Annotated in this window: 20 protein-coding genes; 14 read left to right on the forward strand and 6 right to left on the reverse strand. The window is 66.7% G+C overall.

The window, feature by feature from the left end; translation table 11 throughout:
* Positions 1-73: 73 nt before the first annotated feature.
* Positions 74-982: a hypothetical protein gene (locus Q9Q95_RS00350; protein WP_306093080.1), complete on the reverse strand. Its 909-nt coding sequence runs from the start codon at positions 980-982 to the stop codon at positions 74-76.
* A 185-nt stretch (positions 983-1,167) separates the two neighbouring features.
* Here Q9Q95_RS00350 and Q9Q95_RS00355 point away from each other — a divergent pair, with 185 nt between their 5' ends.
* The 6 genes from Q9Q95_RS00355 (at position 1,168) to Q9Q95_RS00380 (ending at position 6,728) form a co-directional block, all read left to right on the forward strand.
* Complete coding sequence (locus tag Q9Q95_RS00355) at positions 1,168-1,722, forward strand: F0F1 ATP synthase subunit delta (RefSeq protein WP_306093081.1); 555 nt, start codon at positions 1,168-1,170, stop codon at positions 1,720-1,722.
* 11 nt (positions 1,723-1,733) lie between these two features.
* The gene (atpA, locus tag Q9Q95_RS00360) at positions 1,734-3,263 is read left to right on the forward strand and encodes a F0F1 ATP synthase subunit alpha (protein WP_306093082.1); all 1,530 of its coding nucleotides are present in this window, start codon (positions 1,734-1,736) and stop codon (positions 3,261-3,263) included.
* Positions 3,264-3,363: 100 nt separating this feature from the next.
* On the forward strand, positions 3,364-4,254 hold the full coding sequence (locus Q9Q95_RS00365; protein ID WP_306093083.1) for a F0F1 ATP synthase subunit gamma: 891 nt from the start codon (positions 3,364-3,366) through the stop codon (positions 4,252-4,254).
* The gene (locus tag Q9Q95_RS00370; protein WP_306093084.1) at positions 4,254-4,823 is read left to right on the forward strand and encodes a hypothetical protein; all 570 of its coding nucleotides are present in this window, start codon (positions 4,254-4,256) and stop codon (positions 4,821-4,823) included. The genes Q9Q95_RS00365 and Q9Q95_RS00370 overlap by 1 nt, the downstream gene beginning before the upstream one ends.
* Before the next feature lie 19 nt (positions 4,824-4,842).
* On the forward strand, positions 4,843-6,315 hold the full coding sequence (gene atpD / locus Q9Q95_RS00375; RefSeq protein ID WP_371876645.1) for a F0F1 ATP synthase subunit beta: 1,473 nt from the start codon (positions 4,843-4,845) through the stop codon (positions 6,313-6,315).
* A gap of 161 nt (positions 6,316-6,476) precedes the next feature.
* Complete coding sequence (locus Q9Q95_RS00380) at positions 6,477-6,728, forward strand: ATP synthase F1 subunit epsilon (protein ID WP_294817049.1); 252 nt, start codon at positions 6,477-6,479, stop codon at positions 6,726-6,728.
* A gap of 83 nt (positions 6,729-6,811) precedes the next feature.
* On the opposite strand, the gene Q9Q95_RS00385 is transcribed toward Q9Q95_RS00380, so the two are convergent.
* Positions 6,812-7,240 carry a DUF6265 family protein gene (locus Q9Q95_RS00385; RefSeq protein WP_306093085.1) on the reverse strand — a complete coding sequence of 143 codons (429 nt, stop codon included), beginning with the start codon at positions 7,238-7,240 and terminating at the stop codon, positions 6,812-6,814.
* Positions 7,241-7,424: 184 nt separating this feature from the next.
* On the opposite strand from Q9Q95_RS00385, the gene Q9Q95_RS00390 reads away from it, so the two are divergent.
* Positions 7,425-8,987, forward strand: a complete 1,563-nt coding sequence (locus Q9Q95_RS00390) for a CpaF family protein (RefSeq protein WP_306093086.1) — start codon at positions 7,425-7,427, stop codon at positions 8,985-8,987.
* 44 nt (positions 8,988-9,031) lie between these two features.
* Positions 9,032-10,174 (forward strand): aspartyl protease family protein, encoded by a 1,143-nt coding sequence (locus tag Q9Q95_RS00395; protein WP_306093087.1) that lies wholly within the window; start codon positions 9,032-9,034, stop codon positions 10,172-10,174.
* A gap of 53 nt (positions 10,175-10,227) precedes the next feature.
* Here the strand turns inward: Q9Q95_RS00395 and Q9Q95_RS00400 are convergent, their stop codons facing one another.
* Together Q9Q95_RS00400 and Q9Q95_RS00405 are read right to left on the reverse strand one after the other, a co-directional pair.
* Entirely contained in the window at positions 10,228-11,031 is an 804-nt protein-coding gene (locus Q9Q95_RS00400) for a DUF6454 family protein (RefSeq protein ID WP_306093088.1), read from the reverse strand.
* 184 nt (positions 11,032-11,215) lie between these two features.
* The gene (locus Q9Q95_RS00405; protein WP_306093089.1) at positions 11,216-11,404 is read right to left on the reverse strand and encodes a hypothetical protein; all 189 of its coding nucleotides are present in this window, start codon (positions 11,402-11,404) and stop codon (positions 11,216-11,218) included.
* A gap of 48 nt (positions 11,405-11,452) precedes the next feature.
* Between Q9Q95_RS00405 and Q9Q95_RS00410 the strand changes: the two genes are divergently transcribed.
* The gene (locus tag Q9Q95_RS00410) at positions 11,453-12,268 is read left to right on the forward strand and encodes a class I SAM-dependent methyltransferase (protein WP_306093090.1); all 816 of its coding nucleotides are present in this window, start codon (positions 11,453-11,455) and stop codon (positions 12,266-12,268) included.
* Between the two features lie 88 nt (positions 12,269-12,356).
* A complete protein-coding gene (locus Q9Q95_RS00415) occupies positions 12,357-13,397 on the forward strand; it encodes a methyl-accepting chemotaxis protein (protein ID WP_306093091.1) in 1,041 nt (346 codons plus the stop codon).
* A gap of 117 nt (positions 13,398-13,514) precedes the next feature.
* On the opposite strand, the gene phaR is transcribed toward Q9Q95_RS00415, so the two are convergent.
* On the reverse strand, positions 13,515-14,081 hold the full coding sequence (gene phaR / locus Q9Q95_RS00420; RefSeq protein WP_306093092.1) for a polyhydroxyalkanoate synthesis repressor PhaR: 567 nt from the start codon (positions 14,079-14,081) through the stop codon (positions 13,515-13,517).
* Between the two features lie 14 nt (positions 14,082-14,095).
* Here phaR and Q9Q95_RS00425 point away from each other — a divergent pair, with 14 nt between their 5' ends.
* The 4 genes from Q9Q95_RS00425 to Q9Q95_RS00440 all read left to right on the forward strand — a co-directional run bounded on the left by Q9Q95_RS00425 (position 14,096) and on the right by Q9Q95_RS00440 (position 20,920).
* Positions 14,096-15,160: an alpha/beta hydrolase gene (locus Q9Q95_RS00425; protein WP_371876646.1), complete on the forward strand. Its 1,065-nt coding sequence runs from the start codon at positions 14,096-14,098 to the stop codon at positions 15,158-15,160.
* A 34-nt stretch (positions 15,161-15,194) separates the two neighbouring features.
* The gene (locus tag Q9Q95_RS00430; RefSeq protein ID WP_306093093.1) at positions 15,195-16,367 is read left to right on the forward strand and encodes an acetyl-CoA C-acetyltransferase; all 1,173 of its coding nucleotides are present in this window, start codon (positions 15,195-15,197) and stop codon (positions 16,365-16,367) included.
* A 253-nt stretch (positions 16,368-16,620) separates the two neighbouring features.
* The gene (locus Q9Q95_RS00435; RefSeq protein WP_306093094.1) at positions 16,621-19,854 is read left to right on the forward strand and encodes a TonB-dependent receptor domain-containing protein; all 3,234 of its coding nucleotides are present in this window, start codon (positions 16,621-16,623) and stop codon (positions 19,852-19,854) included.
* Positions 19,855-19,936: 82 nt separating this feature from the next.
* A complete protein-coding gene (locus Q9Q95_RS00440) occupies positions 19,937-20,920 on the forward strand; it encodes a 2OG-Fe(II) oxygenase (protein ID WP_306093095.1) in 984 nt (327 codons plus the stop codon).
* Here Q9Q95_RS00440 and Q9Q95_RS00445 read toward each other — a convergent pair.
* Positions 20,917-21,942, reverse strand: a complete 1,026-nt coding sequence (locus tag Q9Q95_RS00445) for an alanine racemase (protein ID WP_306093096.1) — start codon at positions 21,940-21,942, stop codon at positions 20,917-20,919. The genes Q9Q95_RS00440 and Q9Q95_RS00445 overlap by 4 nt on opposite strands.
* Positions 21,943-21,950 lie beyond the last annotated feature (8 nt).

Genomic DNA, 21,950 nt, shown 5'->3' on the forward strand with positions numbered 1-21,950 from the left:
ATCTCTGCCCCCGGCCTTCGCCGGGGTGGGAATGGCAAATCCTCCCTTGCGAAGCGGAGGAGGATTGCAGGAATTACCCCCGCCGCCGTTTCGCGCGCTCCTGCGCGTCGGCGCGGCCCTCGACAAGCCGCGTCGCCCGGGTGAAGCCCTCGCGGCCTTCGTTCGCGCCGGCGAGCGCCGCGTCCTGGTACAGGCCGAGGGCATCCTCATAGGCGCCGCGCTGCTCGGCGCAGAGGCCGAGGTTGAACAACAAGGAGGGATGCCCCGCCGCCTCGGTCTTCATCGCGTCCCAGCCCGCGCAGGCGCCGCGCGCGTCGCGCTTGGTCAGCTTGACCAGTTCCTTGAACCGGTTCGCGGCCTCCTTCGAGAGCCCCTTGGTGTTCTCGCGCACGCGGATCTTGTAGGTGTCGACATGCGGGACGAGGTCGCCGCGCAGCGACCCGGCAATGTCGCGGATCGCATTCTCGACCACTTCCTCGACGGTGCGGCTGGCATTGCCGCCGCGGCACCATTCGACTTCCTCGCGGAACGGCTTGGGCTGCGAATAGAGGATCCGCCCGTCGGTGTTGCGGACGATGCGGATATCGGCCTTGATGTCGATGATCCGGCGCTTGCAGCGCACCTCGACCTGCTCCTCCCTGGTGCATTTGCCCTTGTCGTCCTTCTGGACGCACTGCTTCTCCTTCCTGGTGAAGCTGCTTTCGTCCACGCCGGACGAGACGCTGCCCGAGATCGATCCCTCGGCGGTGTCGCGCCCGGTGCGCCCCGCGAGCAATTCGAACTGGCTGCCGCCGAGCGCGCGCTCGATCGCGATCTGGAGCGCGGTGCCGTCGCTGCCGCCGAAGCGATCGACCGATACCGATTCGAGAAAGCTCGCCTCGCGATTGTTCGCGGGAAATTCGCCGGTGATCTCCAGCACCTCGGCCTGCGCCGCGCCGGCCCATGCCAGCGCCGACGCCACGAGCAACGCCTTCCGCTTCATTTCTTCCCCCTGTTTGCCGTTCCCCGGACACAGACCAACATCTCTGCGCGCGCTTGTCCAGAGGAGTCGGGTTGCATCCCCGTGACACCGATGCTAACCGCGCCGCGACCCATCGGGGCGCCCGTCCGGCGTGCCCCTTTTTTGCATGGGGCCAATTCCGAACCCTCCAAGAGGAACCGACACGCGTGGAGAATTCCGGCGGTATCCAGGCCAGTCTCAGCGGGCGTTATGCAACCGCCCTGTTCGAGCTTGCGCGTGATTCGAAGTCCCTGCCCAAGGTCGAGGCCAGCCTCGCCACGGTGCAGCAGGCGCTCGACGAATCGGCAGACTTCAAGGCGCTGACCAACAGCCCGCTGATCGCGCGCGGCGCCGCCGCCAAAGCGGTCGCGGCGACCGCGGCTGCGCTCATGCTCGACGCAACCACTGCCAATTTCCTCGGCGTGGTCGCGCAGAACCGCCGGCTCAACCAGCTGCCCGCGATCATCCGCGCGTTCCGCCAGCTGGCGGCGGCGCATCGCGGCGAGACCACGGCAGAAGTGATCTCGGCGCATCCGCTCGACGCCGAACAGGTCGACGCGCTCAAGGCGCAGCTGCGCACCCGGCTCGGCCGTGACGTCAATGTCGACCTTTCGGTTGATCCCTCGCTCCTTGGCGGGCTGGTCGTGAAGATCGGCAGCCAGATGATCGATTCGTCGATCAAGACCCGTCTGAACTCCCTCGCGCACGCGATGAAAGGCTGAAGGCTAACACCATGGATATCCGCGCCGCAGAAATCTCCAAGGTCATCAAGGACCAGATCGCCAGCTTCGGCACCGACGCCGAGGTCTCCGAGACCGGCCAGGTGCTGAGCGTCGGCGACGGCATCGCGCGCATCCACGGACTGGACAATGTCCAGGCCGGCGAGATGGTCGAGTTCGCCAACGGCGTGCAGGGCATGGCGCTCAACCTCGAGGCCGACAATGTCGGCGTCGTGATCTTCGGCTCGGACGCCGAGATCAAGGAAGGCGACACCGTCAAGCGCACCGGCACGATCGTCGACGTCCCCGTCGGCAAGGGCCTGCTCGGTCGCGTCGTCGATGGCCTCGGCAACCCGATCGACGGCAAGGGCCCGATCGTTTCGGAAACGCGCAGCCGCGTCGAGGTCAAGGCGCCGGGCATCATCCCGCGCCAGTCGGTCAGCGAGCCGATGCAGACCGGCCTCAAGGCGATCGACGCGCTCGTTCCCGTCGGCCGCGGCCAGCGCGAGCTGATCATCGGCGATCGCCAGACCGGCAAGTCGGCCGTCGCGGTCGACGCCTTCATCAACCAGAAGGGCGTCAACGCCGGCGACGACGAGTCGAAGAAGCTCTATTGCGTCTATGTCGCAGTCGGCCAGAAGCGCTCGACCGTCGCGCAGCTCGTCAAGACGCTCGAAGAGAATGGCGCGATGGAATATTCGATCGTCGTCGCCGCGACCGCTTCGGAGCCCGCCCCGCTGCAGTTCCTCGCGCCCTACACCGGCACTGCGATGGGCGAATATTTCCGCGACAACGGCATGCACGCGCTGATCGTGTTCGACGATCTCTCGAAGCAGGCCGTGGCATATCGTCAGATGTCGCTGCTGCTGCGCCGCCCGCCGGGCCGCGAAGCCTATCCCGGCGACGTCTTCTATCTCCACTCGCGCCTTCTGGAGCGCGCGGCGAAGATGTCGGACGCCAAGGGCGGCGGCTCGCTGACCGCGCTGCCGATCATCGAGACCCAGGCCGGCGACGTTTCGGCCTATATCCCGACCAACGTGATCTCGATCACCGACGGCCAGATCTTCCTCGAGACCGACCTGTTCTTCGCAGGCATCCGCCCGGCGATCAACGTCGGCCTGTCGGTCAGCCGCGTCGGCTCGGCCGCGCAGACCAAGGCGATGAAGAAGGTCGCCGGCTCGATCAAGCTCGAGCTCGCCCAGTATCGCGAGATGGCGGCGTTCGCGCAGTTCGGCTCGGACCTCGACGCATCGACCCAGAAATTGCTCAACCGCGGCGCGCGCCTGACCGAACTGCTCAAGCAGCCGCAGTTCAGCCCGCTGCCCTTCGAGGAGCAGACCGTGTCGATCTTCGCCGGCACGCAGGGCTTCCTCGACGGCATCGCGGCACAGGACGTGGTGCGCTACGAAGCGGCGATGCTCGCCGAGATGCGCAGCAAGCACGCCGGCGTGCTGAGCGCGATTCGCGACAGCAAGGATCTGAAGGACGACGTCCGCGACCAGCTCAAGGCCGCGCTGACCGAGTTCGGCAAGACGTTCGCCTAACCTCTAGTGCTCCTGCGAAAGCAGGAGCCCAGAGTCGCAAGCGACTCGCTCGAACACCCTGGGCCCCTGCTTCCGCAGAGGCACGAGAAGGAAGAAAGCGTTGGCCTCTCTCAAGGCACTCAAGGTCCGGATCAACTCGGTCAAGTCGACCCAGAAGATCACCAAGGCGATGAAGATGGTCGCCGCCGCCAAGCTGCGCCGCGCGCAGGAGGCGGCGGAGGCCGGGCGTCCCTATGCCCAGCGCCTCGAGAGCGTGGTCGCGAGCCTCGCCTCCAAGGTGACGGTGAGCGAATCCTCGCCCAAGCTGCTCGCCGGCACCGGCAAGGATCAGGTCCATCTGTTCGTCGTCGCGACCTCGGACAAGGGTCTCGCCGGCGCGTTCAACACCAACATCGCCCGTCTCGCCCGCCGCCGCGCGCAGGAGCTGATCGCCGAGGGCAAGACGGTCAAGTTCTACACGATCGGTCGCAAGGGCCGCGCGGTGCTCAACCGGCTGTTCCCGAAGCAGTTCGTCCATTCGATCGAGCCGGGCGATCTCGGCAAGCTCGGCTTCGGCGATGCCCGCGGCTATGCCGACGATCTGGTCGCGCGCTACGAAGCGGGCGAGTTCGACGTCGCGCATCTCTTTTATTCGCACTTCAAGTCGGTGCTGACCCAGGAGCCGACCGAGCAGCAGATCATCCCGGTCGCACCGTCTTCGGTCCCCGAAGGCGCGGCGCCCAGCACCGCAGCGCCCGCCGCCGTGATCTACGAGCCCGACGAGGAAGCGATCCTCGCCGACCTGCTGCCGCGCAACGTCGCGATCCAGCTCTATCGCGCGATCCGCGAGAATGCCGCGTCAGAGCAGGGCAGCAAGATGACGGCGATGGATAACGCCACGCGCAACGCCGGCGACCTGATCAAGCGCCTGTCGATCCAGTATAACCGCGCCCGTCAGGCCGCGATCACCACCGAGCTGGTCGAGATCATCTCAGGCGCCGAGGCGCTCTGATGCGGACGGCCGCCGCCTTTGTCCTTGCTTCGCTGGCGCTCGCCGGCTGCGGCGGCGCGTCGTCCGACGGCGTCGCGCTGCAGAAGCAGGAACAGACGCGCGCGGCCGATCTCGCCAAGGTCAATGGCTGGGATCGTGCGTTCCAGCCGGATGTCGCGGTAGGCGCCGCCAACCAGTTCGGCTTCCACGCCCCGGCTTACGGCCCCGCGGAGAACGGCTTCGCCAGCGTGGGCACGCCGGTGATGGTCACCGATACCGCCGCGAAGAAGCCCAACAGCGTCGCCTTCGACGCGACCGGCAAGGCCGCCGAACGTGTCGACGCGCTGCGCTTCCAGCTCGCGCTGACCGACGCGCCGAGCGCCGGGCTGGCGCGCACGCGCTTCGCCGACATCGTCCGCGATTTCCTGTTCCAGTCGAAGATCGACGCCAAATCGGTCCACGACAAGCTCGCCAAGGGCGAGGCCGGCAAGGGCCAGCTTGCCGGCATCGATTATGCAATCGAGAAGGCGGCCGACCGCCTCACCGTGACTTTCCACCGCACCGGGGCTAGTGCCCCCGCCAACAGCTAGAAGCCGCAAGGAAGAGACGATGGCAACCGCCGCTGAAATCACCCGCCCGGGTACCACCAACAATGTCGGCCGCATCAGCCAGGTGATCGGCGCGGTCGTCGACGTGTCGTTCGATGGCGGCGTGCTGCCCGCCATTCTCTCGGCGCTCGAGACCGACAATAACGGCAACCGCCTCGTTCTCGAGGTCGCCCAGCATCTCGGCGAGAACACCGTCCGCACGATCGCGATGGACGCGACCGAGGGTCTGACCCGCGGCCAGCAAGTCACTGATACCGGTTCGCAGATCCGCGTCCCCGTCGGCCCCAAGACGCTCGGCCGCATCCTCAACGTCATCGGCGAGCCGATCGACGAGCGCGGTCCGGTCGAGGCCGAGCAGACCTCGCCGATCCACGCCGCCGCGCCGCTGTTCGTCGACCAGTCGACCGAGAGCGCGATCCTCGTCACCGGCATCAAGGTGATCGACTTGCTCGCGCCCTACGCAAAGGGCGGCAAGATCGGCCTGTTCGGCGGCGCTGGCGTCGGCAAGACCGTGCTCATCCAGGAACTGATCAACAACATCGCCAAGGGCCATGGCGGCACCTCGGTGTTCGCGGGCGTCGGCGAGCGTACCCGTGAGGGCAACGATCTCTATCACGAGTTCCTCGACGCCGGCGTCATCGCCAAGGACGCCGACGGCAACGCCATCTCGGAGGGCTCGAAGGTCGCCCTCGTATACGGCCAGATGAACGAGCCGCCCGGGGCGCGTGCCCGCGTCGCGCTTTCGGGTCTGACCATCGCCGAATATTTCCGCGACGTCGAAGGCCAGGACGTTTTGTTCTTCGTCGACAACATCTTCCGCTTCACCCAGGCCGGCGCCGAAGTGTCGGCACTGCTCGGCCGCATCCCGTCGGCAGTGGGCTATCAGCCGACCCTGTCGACCGACATGGGCGCGCTGCAGGAGCGCATCACCTCGACCAACAAGGGCTCGATCACTTCGGTGCAGGCCGTGTACGTCCCCGCCGACGATCTTACCGATCCGGCCCCGGCCACGTCGTTCGCCCATCTCGACGCGACCACCGTGCTCAATCGCGCGATCTCCGAGCTCGGCATCTACCCGGCGGTGGATCCGCTCGACTCGACCAGCCGCGTGCTCGAGCCGCGCGTCGTCGGCCAGGAGCATTACGAGACGGCCCGCGCCGTCCAGTCGATCCTCCAGAAGTACAAGTCGCTGCAGGACATCATCGCGATCCTCGGCATGGACGAGCTTTCGGAAGAAGATAAGCTGACGGTCAGCCGTGCGCGCAAAATCCAGCGCTTCCTCAGCCAGCCGTTCCACGTCGCCGAAGTGTTCACCGGCATCCCCGGCGCGTTCGTGCAGATCGAGGACACCATCAAGTCGTTCAAGGCCGTGGTGAACGGCGAATACGACCATCTGCCGGAGGCGGCCTTCTACATGGTCGGCGGCATCGACGACGCGATCGCCAAGGCCCAGAAGCTGGCCGCCGAGGCGTAAGACTGACTGCTCCCCTCCCTGCAAGGGAGGGGCTGGGGGTGGGTGGGAGCGGCAGCGAGCCCTCCACCGTACTCCCGATTGGCTCCGACGGGGCATCGAGCCCCCGCCGCAGCTACCCACCCCAAACCTCTCCCTTGCAGGGAGGGGCCAAGGAAGAAGAAATGCTGCACTTCGAACTCGTCACGCCCGAACGTCTCGTCCGCTCCGAGGACGTGCACATGGTCGTCGTCCCCGGCACCGAGGGCGATTTCGGCGTGCTCGAAGGGCATGCGCCGTTGATGTCGACGATCCGCGACGGCAATCTCGAAATCTACAAGACCGGCGCCACCACGCCCGAGACGATCCGTATCGAAGGCGGCTTCGCCGAGGTCAACGAACGCGGCCTGACCGTGCTCGCCGAGAAGGCCGACTGAACCGTCATCCCGGCGAAAGCCGGGATCTCAGGCCATGTGCGCGACAAGAGGAGCGCAGGATCCCGGCGTCTGTCGGATGATGATTATTTCGCGCGGTGGAACAGCCACCGCATCGCCTTGCTGCCATCCGCCAGCGATATTTCGGCAAGCAAGGTCTCGCCCTCGCGCCAGTAGCGCACGCGCTGCGGGTAGTCGTGCGTTGCATCCTCGAACGTCACCGATCGCGCCTTCGCGTCGATCTTCACTGCGCGGAAATCCGCCGGCTGCTGGTTCGCCGGCTCGGCGTGGAAGACCATCCCCGATTCGTCGACCGTGATCCGCATCGCCTCGTTGGTGGTGACGCGCTCCCCTGTACGGGTGGTGCCGGTACCGCGCATCACCCCCTTGTCCAGCGGCCCCCAGTCCTCGCACGTGACCTTGCCGCTCTTCGGTTCGGCGCACCAATGCCCGGCCAGCCAGCCGAGATCGGGTTGCTGCGCGTCGAGCAGCAGCGGAGCCAGAAGCAGCAGCATGGCAGGACCTCCTTTAGAGAAAGGAGACGGCAACGTCACACACGAACGACGGCCGCGCAACCGTCACCTCCGCCGGCCCCGCGCAGGCGAGGAGGACGAAGAAGGGAAGCCCCCCGATTTGGTTAGGCAATTCTAAAGGCTTGACCGCTAAGCCTGCCCAATCGCGGGGATTACAGGTTAACCGATGAGCGCTTTCGGACGACGCAACGGAATGGGTGGCGGGACAGCAGGCGGACGGCCGGCTTTCGGTGTCGCGCGGCCGATGCAGGGCCCCGGGCCCGCGCCGCGCCCCTCCGATCCGATGCCGGTCGGCGGCGAGCAATTCCCGCCGCTGAACAGCGTTCCCCTTCCCGGCGCCGCCGCGCCCGATCCGATGGAGGAGCGCGATCCCTCCGCGGGCAGCCTCGCCAATAGCGATGCGCTCCAGCGGCTCGCCGATCGTCAGGCCGCCTCGGGCGATGCCGGCAATTCGCGCGTCGAGGGCTTCGAAGCCTCGATCCACCGGATCAAGGAACAGGTGCTGCCGCGCCTGCTCGAACGCGTCGATCCCGAAGCCGCCGCGACGCTCTCCAAGGACGAGCTGGCCGAGGAATTCCGTCCGATCATCGGCGAAGTGCTCGCCGAGCTGAAGCTCACCCTCAATCGCCGCGAGCAGTTCGCGCTCGAAAAGGTGCTGGTCGACGAGTTGCTCGGGCTCGGGCCGCTCGAGGAATTGCTTTCCGATCCGGCGATCTCGGACATCATGGTCAACGGCCCCGAGCAGACCTTCATCGAACGCAAGGGCAGGCTCGAACTCGCCAACATCCAGTTCCGCGACGAGGAGCATCTGTTCCAGATCGCCCAGCGGATCTGCAACTCGGTCGGCCGCCGCGTCGACCAGACCACCCCGCTCGCCGACGCCCGCCTCAAGGACGGCAGCCGCGTCAACGTGATCGTGCCGCCGCTCTCCTTGCGCGGCACCGCGATCTCGATTCGTAAATTCTCGGCCAAGCCGATCACGCTCGACATGATGGCGAACGGCGGCTCGATGAGCCAGAAGATGGCCACCGCGCTCAAGATCGCCGGCGCCAGCCGCTTCAACATCGTCATCTCGGGCGGTACCGGCTCGGGCAAGACGACGATGCTCAACGCCTTGTCGAAGATGATCGACCCGGGCGAGCGCGTGCTGACCATCGAGGACGCGGCCGAACTCCGGCTGCAGCAGCCGCACTGGCTGCCGCTCGAAACGCGTCCGCCCAACCTCGAAGGCCAGGGCGAGATCACCATCCGCGACCTCGTCAAGAACTCACTGCGTATGCGTCCCGATCGCATCATCCTCGGCGAAATCCGCGGCTCCGAATGTTTCGATCTGCTCTCGGCGATGAACACCGGCCATGACGGCTCGATGTGCACGCTCCACTCCAACTCCCCGCGCGAATGCCTCGGGCGTATGGAGAACATGGTGATGATGGGCGACATCAAGATGCCCAAGGAAGCGATCAGCCGCCAGATCGCCGATTCGGTCGACATGATCGTGCAGGTGAAGCGCCTGCGCGATGGCTCGCGCCGCGTCACCAACATCACCGAAGTGATCGGCATGGAAGGCCCGGTGATCGTCACCCAGGAGCTGTTCAAGTTCGAGTATCTCGACGAGAGCGCCGACGGCAAGATCATCGGCGAGTATCGCTCGATGGGCCTGCGCCCCTACACGCTCGACAAGGCCCGGCAATACGGCTTCGATCAGGCGATGCTCGAGGCGTGCCTCTGAGGCACGGCTGGCGGGCGGAGGCGTTTCGGCGGTAAGGCTGGCGCGTGCTCGCCCTTCTCGCCCCCGTCGTCGCGCTCGCCCAGCTTCAGCCCGCGACCACCTTGGCGCCCGATACCGAGGCGCACTGGATCGATTTCGAGCTCACCGCCTATAACCAGATCCGCTTTCCGATCGAGCTCGACGGCCATGTCAGCTGGGCCATCCTCGACACCGGCCTCAGCGACACGATCGTCACCAGCCGCTTCGCCCGCACCGCCGGCCTGACGCCGACCCGGCGCCAACGGGCGCTCGCGATCGGCGGCGGCGTCGAGGTCGGTTGGGCCGAGGCGGCATCGGTCCGCTTCGGTGGCCTGACCCGAACGCACGGCCGCGTCGGCATCGCCGACCCCGCGGGCGAAATCCGCTTCGGCGCTGACGTACTGGTCGGCGCCGACATCCTCAGCTGCTGCGCGATCGATATCGACTATGACGCGCGCCGCTTCCGCATCCTCTCCAGCGGCCGGATGCCGTTCGCCGGCAGCACCGCACCGCTGCGCCGCCGCAGCCCCAACGGAGTCTATCAGTCCGAAGTCAGCGTCGCCGGCAAATTGCTCAAGCCGATCATCGTCGACACCGGCGACGGCGGCGCCCTGACCCTCAGCCGCGCCGCATGGACATCGGCGGACTATCAGGGCGCCCGGATCACCACCAGCCTCGGCTGGGGGATGGGCGGGGCCGTGGTCACCGACACCCTGGTGGTCCCGGCATTCTCGCTCGCCGGCATGCCCCCACGCGAGGCCGAGGTACGGATCGAAGGCGAAGGCGGCTTCTCGGCTTCGGTCGGCGCGGCAGGTCGGCTCGGCACGGGAATGCTGCAGCGCTACCGCGTGCTGCTCGATCCGCGCGCCGGCCGGATGGTCCTCCAGCCCGGCAAGATGGTCGCCGTCCCCTTCCCGCGTTCGACCAGCGGATTGTTGATCGAGCTCAAAGGGACCGCGCTCCGTGTCGTCCATGTCATGCGCGGCTCGCCGGCGGCGGCCGGGGGGTGGCAGGCAGGCGACCAGATCTGCGCGGCCGACGGCGTGCCGGTGGCGGAAGACGTCAAGGACGGCGCCGTCGAATGGACGGTCGGCGCGCCCGGCCGAATTGTCCGGCTCAAGCTGTGCGACGGTACCGAGCGCAGTCTCACCCTCGCCGGCTTCTACTAGGCCAAGGGCGCGCTACCGCACCGTCGGGTTCGCCGACCCCGATAGCGTGCAGCTCATGCCGCCCGGCCGTCTCGCTCGTCGAGCCGGAAATGAAACAGGCGACTGGGACCGTCTTCGGGAACGACGTACAGATCGCGGCCCTCGATCGCCATTCCTTCGCCGGTATAGGGCCCGCCGCGGCCCAAGGGCCTGACGGGTCCGATCGCGCCGGCGCGCAAGGTCCGTCTGAGCTTCATCGACGGCCAGTCGATCCAGTCGACGGCGCCGCTCCACAATGTCAGGGATCCACCGGCTACGAGCTGCCCGCCGACGAACTTCATGTCCTGATAGCGGGTCCGGGACGGGTTCGGCACGATCCGCACCCGCCCATTGTCGCCCAGATCGAATATGTAGAGCAACTCGCTGTCCCAATTGCCCGCCACGAGGTTGCGGCCCGATGCCGCTACGCATCCGAGGTGGTCCGCGACGTGAATTTTCCGGCGTATCTGCAGGCTGTCGGCATCGAGCTCCACAAGCACCGAGGCACTTTTCGGCTTCAATTCCGCCACCGGAATCCAGATCGAATCGCCGGAAATCGATATCCCGCCCGGATGGTATTTCGCACCGTCGGTCAGTTCCAGCCGCCGCCGGAGCTTGCCGGTGCGCCGGTCGAACTCATGGATATAGCCTTTGCGGTTCGTCTGATCGACCGAGGTCACCCAGATACGCCAGCTGTCGAGCTCGAGACCCTGGACATGGAACAATTCGCCCTCGAGCTTGACGCTGCCCATGAGGCGGGCATGTTCGATCGCGCTGTCGATCTGGTCCGGCGCGGCCGCCACCGATATGCACGACAGCACCAGGAAAAGTGCAGTCAAACCGGATCGCATGGTCTTGCGGATCATCTGGCTTGCCCCTCGAGCCTGCGTCTCCGCGCCCCATGGCAAACTCGTGTGTCAGAAAAGCTGCGCGCGCCCGGATGGAACCGTCCGGGGCATTTTTCCGGTCGATTTCGTCAAAATCCGTCTGCCGGCACGCCACGATGGTTCAGGGATTCACGACCTAGCGCAGGTTGAGCGCCACGCTCGCGAGGACCACGGCGAGCAGCATCGCCAGCACCTGGATCAGCGTCCACGGCATGAAGCCGACCTGATCCATATCGCGCCGGCGACTGCGGCGGCGCTCGCCGAAAGCGCTGGTAATCGCGATTACCACCGCGGCCGCCGCGCCGCCCCATAATTGTTGTTGCATCGATCCGAAAAACTCCCACATGGCGATGCATCTAGGCAAGGAAATGTCATGCGCCAGACCCTGACCGTGCTCGGCCTTCTGACGACTGCGATTGCAGTCGCCAGCGTCGCTGCGGGCGAGCCGCAAACCCAGCGCCACGCGCTTCGGGATGCGGTTTCCGCGACCACGCGAACCCCGACCAACGTGGCGCGCGACAAATATCGCCATCCGCTCGAGACGTTGAGCTTCTTCGGGGTCAAGCCGGGCGACACCGTGGTCGAGATCTGGCCCGGCGGCGGCTGGTATACCGAGATCCTCGGGCCGCTCACCGCCGGCAAGGGCACGCTCTACGCCGCCGCGCCGTGGCCGAACGGCGTCAAGAGCGCGCAGACGCTGCAGGCGAAGGACGCGAAGGCCTATGGCCATCTCAAATTCGCCGCTTTCCCCTGGACCGAGGGGCAGCCCAAGGTGCCCGACGGCAGTGCGGATGCGGTCCTCACCTTCCGCAACGTCCACAACTGGCGGATGGGCTATCAGCGCGACGGTCAGGATTATGCGCCCGAGGCGTTCGCGCAGATGTTCGCGATGCTCAAGCCCGGGGGGATTCTCGGCATCGAGGATCATCGCCTGCCCGAGAGCGCCAGCGACGAGCGCGAGAAGAACAGCGGCTATATCAAGGTGTCGACGGTCCGGCGCCTCGCCGAGCAGGCGGGCTTCAAGTTTGTCGCCGCCTCCGAAGTCAACGCCAATCCGAAGGACACCGCCGACTGGAAGGACGGCGTCTGGACGCTGCCGCCCTCCTATCGCCTCAAGGAGGTCGATCGCGCCAAATACGAAGCGATCGGCGAGAGCGACCGGATGACGCTAAAGTTCAGGAAACCCTGAAACATTTTTGTTTCGATAGCGAAATCCGCCACGCTCCGTTAACCAATCGGCGATAGCAATTGGATCCGTGCCACGCCGGATCCGCTCCTTGCTGTCCGTCCTCCGCGACGAGGTCGACACTTTCGCCAGCACGAGCGAGGAAATCGCCGCGCGCACCAATCTCCTCGCGCTCAATGCCGCGATCGAGGCGGCCCGCTCGGGCGAGGCCGGCCGCGGCTTCTCGGTGGTCGCGCAGGAAGTGAAGGCGCTCGCGCAACAGGCCCGCCACGCCAGTCTCGAATTCCGCTCCGAAGTTCGCGAGCGCCTCGCAATGGGCGCGGGCATCGCCGACGAGATGGTCGGCGAGATCGAGGGCACGCGGCTGGTCGAGCTCGCCCAGGCGCTGATCCAGAACGTCGCACGCCATCTCTACGGCCGCAGCATCGACTTGCGGCTGCTGGCATCCGACGCCGAAGTGATCGCCGCGACTTTGGACCCGACTCCCGAAAAGCTCGCGGCGGCGCAGGCGCGGCTCGCCAGCTTCACCCAGACCTCGCCTTTCTATCTCAACGCCTTCGTCGCCGATCGCGACGGCCGGATCATCATCTCGTCGGATCCGAACGCCCGCGTCCGCCAGACCAATGTCGCCAACGCCGCGCAGTTCCTCAAGGCGATGGGCAGCGCGCACCACGATCAATGGTTCACCGACGAAGTCTGGCAAAATCCGTGGTCCGATCACCGCGCGGTGCTCGTCTTCGTCACCGGCATCCGCCCGCGCGGCGCCGAGGGCCGGCCGGCGGGGGTCTTCTATGTCGAATTCGACTGGGAAGAACGCATCCCGGCGATCATCTCGGACCGCTCGCTGTTCGGCGAGAAGGAATGGGCGCGCACGCGCATCTCGATCGTCGATCAGGCGGCGCGGATCGTCGCCGATTCGTCGGGCACGCGCTTTGGCGAGACGATCGCATTGCCGGCAAAGGCGGTTCGCGGCGCCGAGGCGCGCGCCGACACCACGATCGCCTTCGCCACCGCGGCGAGCTATCACGGCTTCGACGGGCTCGGCCTGCGCTGCGTGATCGAGCAGAAGATGATCAGCGCCGAGGAGATCCAGACCGCGCTGGGCGGATTCGGCAAACGCAAGTCGCTCTAGACTCCCCTCCCTGCAAGGGAGGCGACCCATGCGAAATAACGAAAAAGCCGGGCATCGAGCCGGACCTTTTCTTACCCACCCCTGGCCCCTTCCTTGCAGGGAGGGGGACGGCCGGTGCTACTTCCCCAATTTCTCGATCTTGTCCTGCAGCCGGGCCAGTTCGGCCTTGAGCGCCGAAACGTCGTCGCCCCCCTCCGCCGGTGCGGCAGGCGTTGGCGTCGGCGCGGCGACCCCGGCGGCGCCCGGCTTGAACGCTTCCGCCGCCGCCTCGAACATCGCCATGTTGCGCTTGGCGATCTCGGCGAAGGGCGAGTTGGCGAACGCACCCTCGACCGCCGACTTGAACTGCTCCTGATTGCGCCGGAAGCTGTCCATCGACGCCTCGAGATAGCCCGGCACCATCGCCTGCATCGAATCGCCGTAGAGCGAGATCAGCTGGCGCAGGAAATTGACCGGCAGCATCGAAGTGCCGCGCGCTTCCTCTTCCATGATGATCTGGGTGAGGACATTGTGGGTGATGTCCTCGTCGGTCTTGGCGTCGACGACCTTGAAGTCGCGGCCCTCGCGCGTCATCGCGGCGAGATGATCGAGCGTGATGTAGGACGAGGTTTCGGTATTGTAGAGTCGGCGGTTGGCGTATTTCTTGATGATCACCGGACCCGAGCCCGCAGCAGCCTTCTTCATGGACACCCCCGCGCGTGAATGCTGATACCCTAACATCCTTTGCCGCATCGCAACAAGGGCCTCGACCGCTGCCGCTGTTCCTGGCGCTGCTGCGCAGCGAAACTGCAGCATCGCCCGAACGACGCGCCGCAGCACTTGCCGGGCTGCGCGCCTATCAGGACGCGCCCCGCCCCGCCCCGCGTCCGGCGCGGCCGGTGATTGCGCAGGCCGGCCGCGCCATGCTGCGCGATTATGGCGGCAGCGGCGTGCCGGTGGTGTTCGTGCCGTCGCTGATCAATCCGCCGCTCGTGCTCGATCTGGCCGAGGATAATTCGCTGCTCGGCTGGCTCGCCGGGCGAGGCGTGCGTCCGTTGCTCGTCGATTGGGGCACCCCGACGCCCGAGGATCGCGCGCAGCATGTCACTGCGCATGTCGAGCATTTGCTCCTGCCGCTACTCGCCACGCTCGATCGTCCGCCGGTGCTCGCCGGCTATTGCCTCGGCGGCACCATGGCGATCGCCGCAGCGGCGGCGAGCAGCGCCGCCGGCCTCGTCACCATCGCCGCGCCGTGGCGCTTCGCCGGCTATGGCGACGCGCTCGAACCGATCTCGGCGCTGTGGGACGAGGCGCACGCCACCTGCGGACAGCTCGGCCTCGTCCCCATGGAAGTGTTGCAGGCAGGCTTCTGGCAGCTCGACCCGAAGCGCACCGTCGCCAAGTTCGAGCGTTTCGCCCGGCTCGATCCCGCCGGTCCGGAAGCGCGCGCCTTCGTCCGGCTCGAGGATTGGGCCAATGGCGGCGCGCCGCTTCCCTTCGCCGCCGGCCGCCAATTGTTCGACGATTTCTTCGTCGCCGATCTGCCGGGGAACGCACGTTGGGAAATTTGCGGGCGCAACGTCGATCCAGGTGCGCTCGATCTGCCCGCGCTCTCCTTCGTCTCGACCACCGACCGCATCGTCCCCGCCGCCAGCGCCGCGCGGATCGGCGAAGTCCGCGAGCTGGCGATGGGCCATGTCGGGATGATCGTCGGCAGCCGTGCGCGCGACGCGCTGTGGCAACCGCTTGCGGACTGGCTAAGCGCCCTTCCCGCCCCTAGATAGCCGTCAAACGCCAAGACATCCGCAGGAGTCCTCCATGACCGACATCGTCATCACCGCCGCCAAGCGCACGCCCGTCGGCAGCTTCCTCGGCGCGTTCGCCGCAACGCCGGCGCACGAACTCGGCCGGGTCGCCATCGCGGCGGCACTCGAGCAGGCGGGCGTGAAGAGCGAAGAGGTCAGCGAAGTCATTCTCGGCCAGGTGCTCACCGCGGCGCAGGGCCAGAACCCGGCCCGCCAGGCATCGATGGCGGCCGGCGTCCCCAAGGAAGTCCCCGCCTGGGGCGTCCAGCAGGTCTGCGGCTCGGGCCTTCGCGCGGTGGCGCTGGCCTATCAGGCGATCAAGACCGGCGACGCGACCATCGTCGTCGCGGGCGGGCAGGAGAGCATGTCGATGAGCACCCACGCCCAGTCGCTCCGCCCCGGCACCAAGATGGGCGATCTCAGCCTCGTCGACACGATGATCAAGGACGGCCTGACCGACGTGTTCAACGGCTATCACATGGGCATCACTGCCGAGAATCTCGCCGAGCAATATCAGGTCACCCGCGGCGAGCAGGACGCGTTCGCCGTCGCCAGCCAGAACAAGGCCGAGGCGGCGCGCGCCGCGGGCAAGTTCAAGGACGAGATCGCGCCGGTGACGGTTAAGGGCCGCAAGGGCGACACGGTGGTCTCAGACGACGAATATATCCGCGCGGGCGCGACGGTCGAAGGCGTCGCCGGGCTGCGCCCCGCCTTCAAGAAGGACGGCACCGTCACTGCCGCCAACGCCTCCGGCCTCAACGACGGCGCGGCGGCGCTGGTGGTCATGAGCCGCGAAGAGGCCGAGCGCCGCGGCAGCCCGATCCTCGCGACGATCAAGAGCTGGGCATCGGCCGGCGTCGATCCCTCGATCATGGGCATCGGTCCCGTCCCCGCCTCGAAGAAAGCGCTCGAAAAGGCCGGCTGGACCATCGCCGATCTCGACCTGATCGAAGCCAATGAAGCCTTTGCCGCGCAGGCGCTGTCGGTCGGCAAGGAGCTCGGCTGGGATGCCGACAAGGTCAACGTCAATGGCGGCGCGATCGCGATCGGCCACCCGATCGGCGCCTCGGGCGCACGCGTGCTGACCACCTTGATCTACGAAATGCAGAAGCGCGACGCGAAGAAGGGCCTCGCCACCTTGTGCATCGGCGGCGGCATGGGGATCGCGATGTGCCTCGAGCGGTAACCGCTGGTCGCGCAAATCCCGTCGTTGATCGCAATCGTAGCATAAGTGACATGCCGTTGTAGCACAGTTAGTCACTAATGTTACAAAATTGCGTTGCGCTGCAACAAGGCGCAATAATAGGAAAAAGGCTGTAGCATATGTGCAACAGGGGCGTCGGTAATTAATCGGTAGTTCACAAACGGCCTTGCGCGGCAAGGCCCGGCACGGGAACTCATGGCTTCAATCGGGCATCACGCCCGAAGGGGCCTTAAACATGAAAACCAGCCGTCTTCTCGGTGCCACCGCCCTGGCGAGCGCCGCGTTCCTGTTTCCTCTCGTTGCGCAGGCGCAATCCAGCGAGCCCGCCGAGGCAGCCCAGACCGATACCACCCAGGCGACCGAAGACGAGTCGACGATCGTCGTGACCGGTTCGCGCATTCGCCGCCCGAACGACGATTCGCCGGTTCCGGTGACCACGGTCACCGGCGAGGAAATCTTCGAAACCGGCCGCGTGTCGGTCGGTGACGTCCTCAACGACCTGCCGCAGCTGCGCACCTCGATGGGCTCGCAGAACTCGACTTCGGGTCTCGGCACCCGCGGCGTCAACTTCCTCGATCTGCGTGGCCTCGGCCGCGCGCGCACGCTGGCGCTGATCAACGGCCGCCGCCAGACCTCGGCCGACATCATCAACAACGGCAACGCGATCGACATCAACACGCTGCCGACCGATCTGATCGAGCGCGTCGACATCGTGACCGGCGGCAACTCGTCGATCTACGGTTCGGACGCGATCGCGGGCGTCGTCAACTTCATCCTCAAGGACAGCTACGACGGCATCCAGATCCGCGCGCAGTCGGGCATCAGCACCTATGGCGACGCCGGCAACCAATATGTCTCGCTCGTCGCGGGCAAGAACTTCGCTGAAGGCCGCGGCAACATCGCGTTCAACGCCGAATTCGCGCACCAGGACGATTATTACGCCTCGGGCCGCCCGAACCTGCGCCAGAACAATGCCTTCGTCGTGGTCGACACCGACACCGGCGCCTCGTTCGACAGCGTTCCGGATCGTCTCTATTATCGCGACATCCGCAGCGCGACGATCGGCCTCGGCGGTCAGCTCGGCTTCCGCTATGCCAACACCCCGGGCGCGCCCTGCGGCAATGACGCAGTCGGCTCGTCGTATACCTGCGGCTTCCAGTTCCTGCCGGGCGGCAACCTCGTCTCGCAGACCGGTCTTCGCATCGGCCTCGGCCCGAACGGCAACTATGTCGGCGGCAACGGCACCAGCAGCCGCGAAGGCAAGCTGACCGTGCTTTCGCCGGACCTGAAGCGCTACGTCTTCAACGCGCTCGGCCACTTCGAGATCTCGCCGGCATTCGTGCCGTTCTTCGAAGCCAAGTATGTCCGCACCGAAGCGTTCGGTTCGCAGAGCGGTCCGTTCTTCTCGCAGGGCCAGACGTTGGGCGACGGCATCTCCATCGCGGGCTTCAACGATCGCTCCTACGCCTCGGCCACCGGCGGCCCGGCGGGTGGCGTGGTCAACCGCGAAGGCATCCGCCTCGACAACCCGTATTTGTCGACTGCGGCCCGCGACACGATCCGGGCACAGCTGATCGCGGCGGTCAACTCGGGCGTCAACCCGAACACCGGCACCGCCTACGGCACCAGCGCTGCGGGCCTCGCCAATCAGGCAACGACGCTCGCGCAAATCGCTGCCGGCACCTACCGCTTCTCGCTGCGTCGCAACTGGGTCGATCTCGGCATGCGCGACGAACAGATGAAGCGCGAGCTGTACCGCGCCGTCGTCGGCGTCCGGGGCGACCTCGGTTCCGAGTGGAACTACGAAGTCTCGGCCAATTACAGCGAGCACAAAGAATCGAGCGTGATCACCGGCAACGTGAACACCCAGCGCTATCTGCTGGCACTGGACACGACCACCAACGGTGCAGGGCAGATCGTCTGCCGTTCGCAGGTCGATGCGGCCTATGCGGGCGACGACGTCGCCGGCAACGCCGCGCAGCTCGCGGCCGACGTCGCGGCCTGCGTTCCGCTCAATCCGTTCGGCCAGGGCTCGGTCAGCCAGGCCGCGCTCAACTATCTCGTCACCCCGACCACGGCGACCGGCAAGTCCAGCCAGTTCGTCGCGAGCGGCTTCGTGTCGGGCAGCTTGCCGATCAACCTTCCGGGCGGCGCCATCGGCGTCTCGCTCGGCGCCGAGTATCGCAAGGAGACGCTCTCCTACGATCTCGACGATCTGACCCAGGCCGGTTACGCCTTCTACAACGCGATCCCCAGCTTCGAGGCACCGTCGTTCGAAGTGAAGGAAGTGTTCGGCGAAATCTCGCTGCCGCTGATCAAGGACGTCACGCTCCTCCAGGAACTGACGATCAACGGCTCTGGCCGTATCGCCGATTACAAGGGCGGTGCCGGCACCGTGTACGCGTTCAGCGGTGGCGCCACCTGGCGTCCCATCCGCGACCTGCTGCTCCGCGGTTCCTACTCGAAGTCGGTGCGCGCGCCGTATCTGGGCGATCTCTATTCGGTTCCGGGCCAGAACTTCACCCCCGCTCCGAACGATCCGTGCTCGGCACGTAACATCAACACCGGTTCGGCAACCCGTGCGGCGAACTGCGCGGCGGCCGGCCGTCCCGATGGTTACGACTATGTCTACACGGCGTCGCTCGAGATCCTCAGCGGCGGCAACACCAACCTGAAGGCGGAGACTTCCAAGTCGCTCACCCTCGGTGGCGTGTACCAGCCGAGCTTCATCCCCGGCCTGGCGATCTCGGTCGACTATTACGACATCACCGTGGACGACGTGATCACCTCGCCTGCCGTGCAGTCGGCCCTCAACGCCTGCTACGACGCGCCCGATCTGAACAACCAGTTCTGCGCACTGTTCCAGCGTGCGGGTGCCGCCGGCGGCCCCCGCGGCGAGCAGCCCTTCCGCATCCTCGAAGGTTCGTATCAGGACTCGCCGCAGAACTACGCACAGTTCAAGGCACGCGGCATCGACACGCAGATCGGGTACAATCGTGACTTCGGTTGGGGTCGCCTGAGCATGAAGGGCGTCTGGACGCACACCATCCAGCGCGACAACTTCACCGATCCGGCACGTCCGACCTTCAAGAACGTCCTCACCGGCGAGCTTGGCGATCCCGAGGACAACTTCAACGTCAGCACCGATCTGAAGCTCGGCATCCTGACGCTGGGCCACAGCTTCCGCTATATCGGCCGCATGTACCTCAACACGTGGGAGGACTATAACGCTGTGAACGGCCAGCCGGCCCAGAACATCGATTATGCCGACCTCCAGATGTATCCGTCGACCACGTATCACGACGTGCGCTTCGATCTGGAAGTGAACGACCAGTTCAACTTCTACGGCGGCATCACCAACGTCGGCGATACCAAGCCGCAATACGGCCTCACCGGCGTCGGTGCGGGCTCGGGCATCTACGACAACCGTGGCCGCTTCTTCTACGCGGGCGTCACCGCGAAGTTCTGATAGCGACACGACCGACGATGAAGGGCCGGGGTGCATTCCCCGGCCCTTTTTCTTTGCGCGCGATCCGCGCTAGACGGGGGCCATGACCAGCAATCCGATCGAGCAGGCGCATCTGCTGGCTTCGCGCGGCCAGACGGTGCCGGCAGTCGCGCTGCTCGAGGCGGCCGGAGAGGCCGGCGACGCACAGGCGTGGATGCAACTCGCCGTCTGGCATCTCGTCGGCACGCATGGGCCGCGCGATCTCGACGCCGCCCGCACGGCGTTGCGCCGCGCCGTCGCGATCGGCCATGTCGACGGCGCGCTGATGGAAGTCGCGCTGACCGCCAGCGGCAACGGCAATGCGCGGGCGCCGGATTGGCCCGCCGCGATCGCGTTGCTTGACAAGGCCGCGGCCGGCGATCCGGTCGCGGCGGCGCAGCGCGCGCTGGTCGATGCGATGGCGCTCGCCGCCGACGGCGCCCCGCTGCAGCTTCCGCAAGGCGAGGTGATCTGCACGGCGCCGCGAATGGTCCACTTTCCCGCATTGTTCAGCGAACGCGAATGCGCGCATGTCGCCTCGGTCGGCGCCGAATTGCTCGAACCCGCGCAAGTGATCGACCCGCAGACCGGCCGTCTGGTCCCGCACCCCATCCGCACTTCGGACGGCGGCGCGATCGGGCCGACGCGCGAGGACCTGGTGATCCGCGCGCTCAATCTGAGGATCGCGGCGGCGAGCGGCACGCGGGTCGAGCAGGGCGAGCCGCTCACCGTCCTGCGCTATCGTCCGGGACAGGAATATCGCCGCCATCTCGACACGATCGCGGGCGCCGCGAACCAGCGGATCCGCACCGTGCTGGTCTATCTCAATCACGGCTTTGGCGGCGGCGAGACGCTGTTCCCCGTGCCCGGGCTCACGATCCGTCCGCGCGGCGGCGACGCGATCGTCTTCGACACCGTTCTTCCCGACGGATCGCCCGACACCCGTGCCCTGCACGCCGGCGCGCCGGTGACCGCGGGCGCCAAATGGCTCGCTACGCGCTGGATCCGCGCCGCGCCCGTCGATCCCTGGACGATCCGCGCCGACTAGCTCCAGACGCGCTCGAAACGGCTGCCCAGCCCGGTCAGCAACTCATATTGCGACAGGCCGCTCAGCGCCGCCGTCTCGGGCAGCGCATAGTCGATCGCTACCCAATCGCCTTCGGCAAGGCCCGGCGCCGCATCGACTGCGATCGCAGTGAGATCCATCGATACCCGCCCGATCACCGGCAGCACCGCATCGCCGGCCCGGGCGCGTCCCCTGCCCGAGAAGCAGCGCAGATAGCCGTCGGCATAGCCGAGGTTGAGCACCGCCACTTCCATGTGGGCGGGCGCCGTGAAGGTGGCGTTGTAGCCGACGATCTCGCCCGCGCGCACCCGGCGCCGCTGGAGGATCTGTGCCTCGGGCGTCGCCACTTGCCGGATGCCGTCATGCGCCGCGCGCTGGCGGCCGCCATACAGCGCGATCCCCGGCCGGGTCAGATCGAAGGCATAGTCCGACCCCAATGCGATCCCCGCCGAATTGGCGAGGCTCATCCGCTTCGCCGAGGTTCGTTCGCGCAATCCTGCGAACGCCGCGCGCTGCTGCGCGTTGAGCGGCACATCCTCGTCGGCGCAGGCGAGATGGCTCATCAGCGTGTCGATCGCGAGCCCGTCGAGCAGCCCCGCCGCGACATCCTCGGCCGCCACGCCCAGCCGGTTCATGCCGGTATCGACCATCACGTCGCAGGCCCCGCCCCCCGCCTCACGCCAGCGCCGCACCTGCTCGACGGTGTCGAGCACCGGGCGCGCATTGGCCGGGCGGTCGGCCATGTCCGCATCGCGCACGCCGTGGAGTACCGACACCGACACGCCGATATCGGCGAGCGCCCGCGCCTCGCTCCACACTGCGACGAAGAAATCGCGGCAGCCCGCTTCGACCAGCCGCCGCACCACTTCGCGCGCGCCCAGTCCATAGCCATCGGCCTTGACCGCCGCGCCGCACGCAGCGCCGCCGCTCAGGTCGCGCAGCAGGTGCCAATTGCCGACGAGCGCATCGCCGTCGAGCTTCAGCCTCAGAGGGGAACAGGTCATGCCAGCGC

The organism is Sphingomonas sp. DG1-23, assembly GCF_030730875.1.
GTDB lineage: Bacteria > Pseudomonadota > Alphaproteobacteria > Sphingomonadales > Sphingomonadaceae > Sphingomonas.

Coding starts and splice junctions, on each gene's coding strand:
- Q9Q95_RS00350 (WP_306093080.1), bottom strand. CDS start 982: ATGAAGCGGAAGGCGTTGCTCGTGGCGTCGGCGCTGGCATGGGCCGGC.
- atpA (WP_306093082.1), top strand. CDS start 1,734: ATGGATATCCGCGCCGCAGAAATCTCCAAGGTCATCAAGGACCAGATC.
- Q9Q95_RS00370 (WP_306093084.1), top strand. CDS start 4,254: ATGCGGACGGCCGCCGCCTTTGTCCTTGCTTCGCTGGCGCTCGCCGGC.
- atpD (WP_371876645.1), top strand. CDS start 4,843: ATGGCAACCGCCGCTGAAATCACCCGCCCGGGTACCACCAACAATGTC.
- Q9Q95_RS00380 (WP_294817049.1), top strand. CDS start 6,477: ATGCTGCACTTCGAACTCGTCACGCCCGAACGTCTCGTCCGCTCCGAG.
- Q9Q95_RS00385 (WP_306093085.1), bottom strand. CDS start 7,240: ATGCTGCTGCTTCTGGCTCCGCTGCTGCTCGACGCGCAGCAACCCGAT.
- Q9Q95_RS00390 (WP_306093086.1), top strand. CDS start 7,425: ATGAGCGCTTTCGGACGACGCAACGGAATGGGTGGCGGGACAGCAGGC.
- Q9Q95_RS00405 (WP_306093089.1), bottom strand. CDS start 11,404: ATGCAACAACAATTATGGGGCGGCGCGGCGGCCGCGGTGGTAATCGCG.
- Q9Q95_RS00410 (WP_306093090.1), top strand. CDS start 11,453: ATGCGCCAGACCCTGACCGTGCTCGGCCTTCTGACGACTGCGATTGCA.
- phaR (WP_306093092.1), bottom strand. CDS start 14,081: ATGAAGAAGGCTGCTGCGGGCTCGGGTCCGGTGATCATCAAGAAATAC.
- Q9Q95_RS00430 (WP_306093093.1), top strand. CDS start 15,195: ATGACCGACATCGTCATCACCGCCGCCAAGCGCACGCCCGTCGGCAGC.
- Q9Q95_RS00435 (WP_306093094.1), top strand. CDS start 16,621: ATGAAAACCAGCCGTCTTCTCGGTGCCACCGCCCTGGCGAGCGCCGCG.
- Q9Q95_RS00440 (WP_306093095.1), top strand. CDS start 19,937: ATGACCAGCAATCCGATCGAGCAGGCGCATCTGCTGGCTTCGCGCGGC.
- Q9Q95_RS00445 (WP_306093096.1), bottom strand. CDS start 21,942: ATGACCTGTTCCCCTCTGAGGCTGAAGCTCGACGGCGATGCGCTCGTC.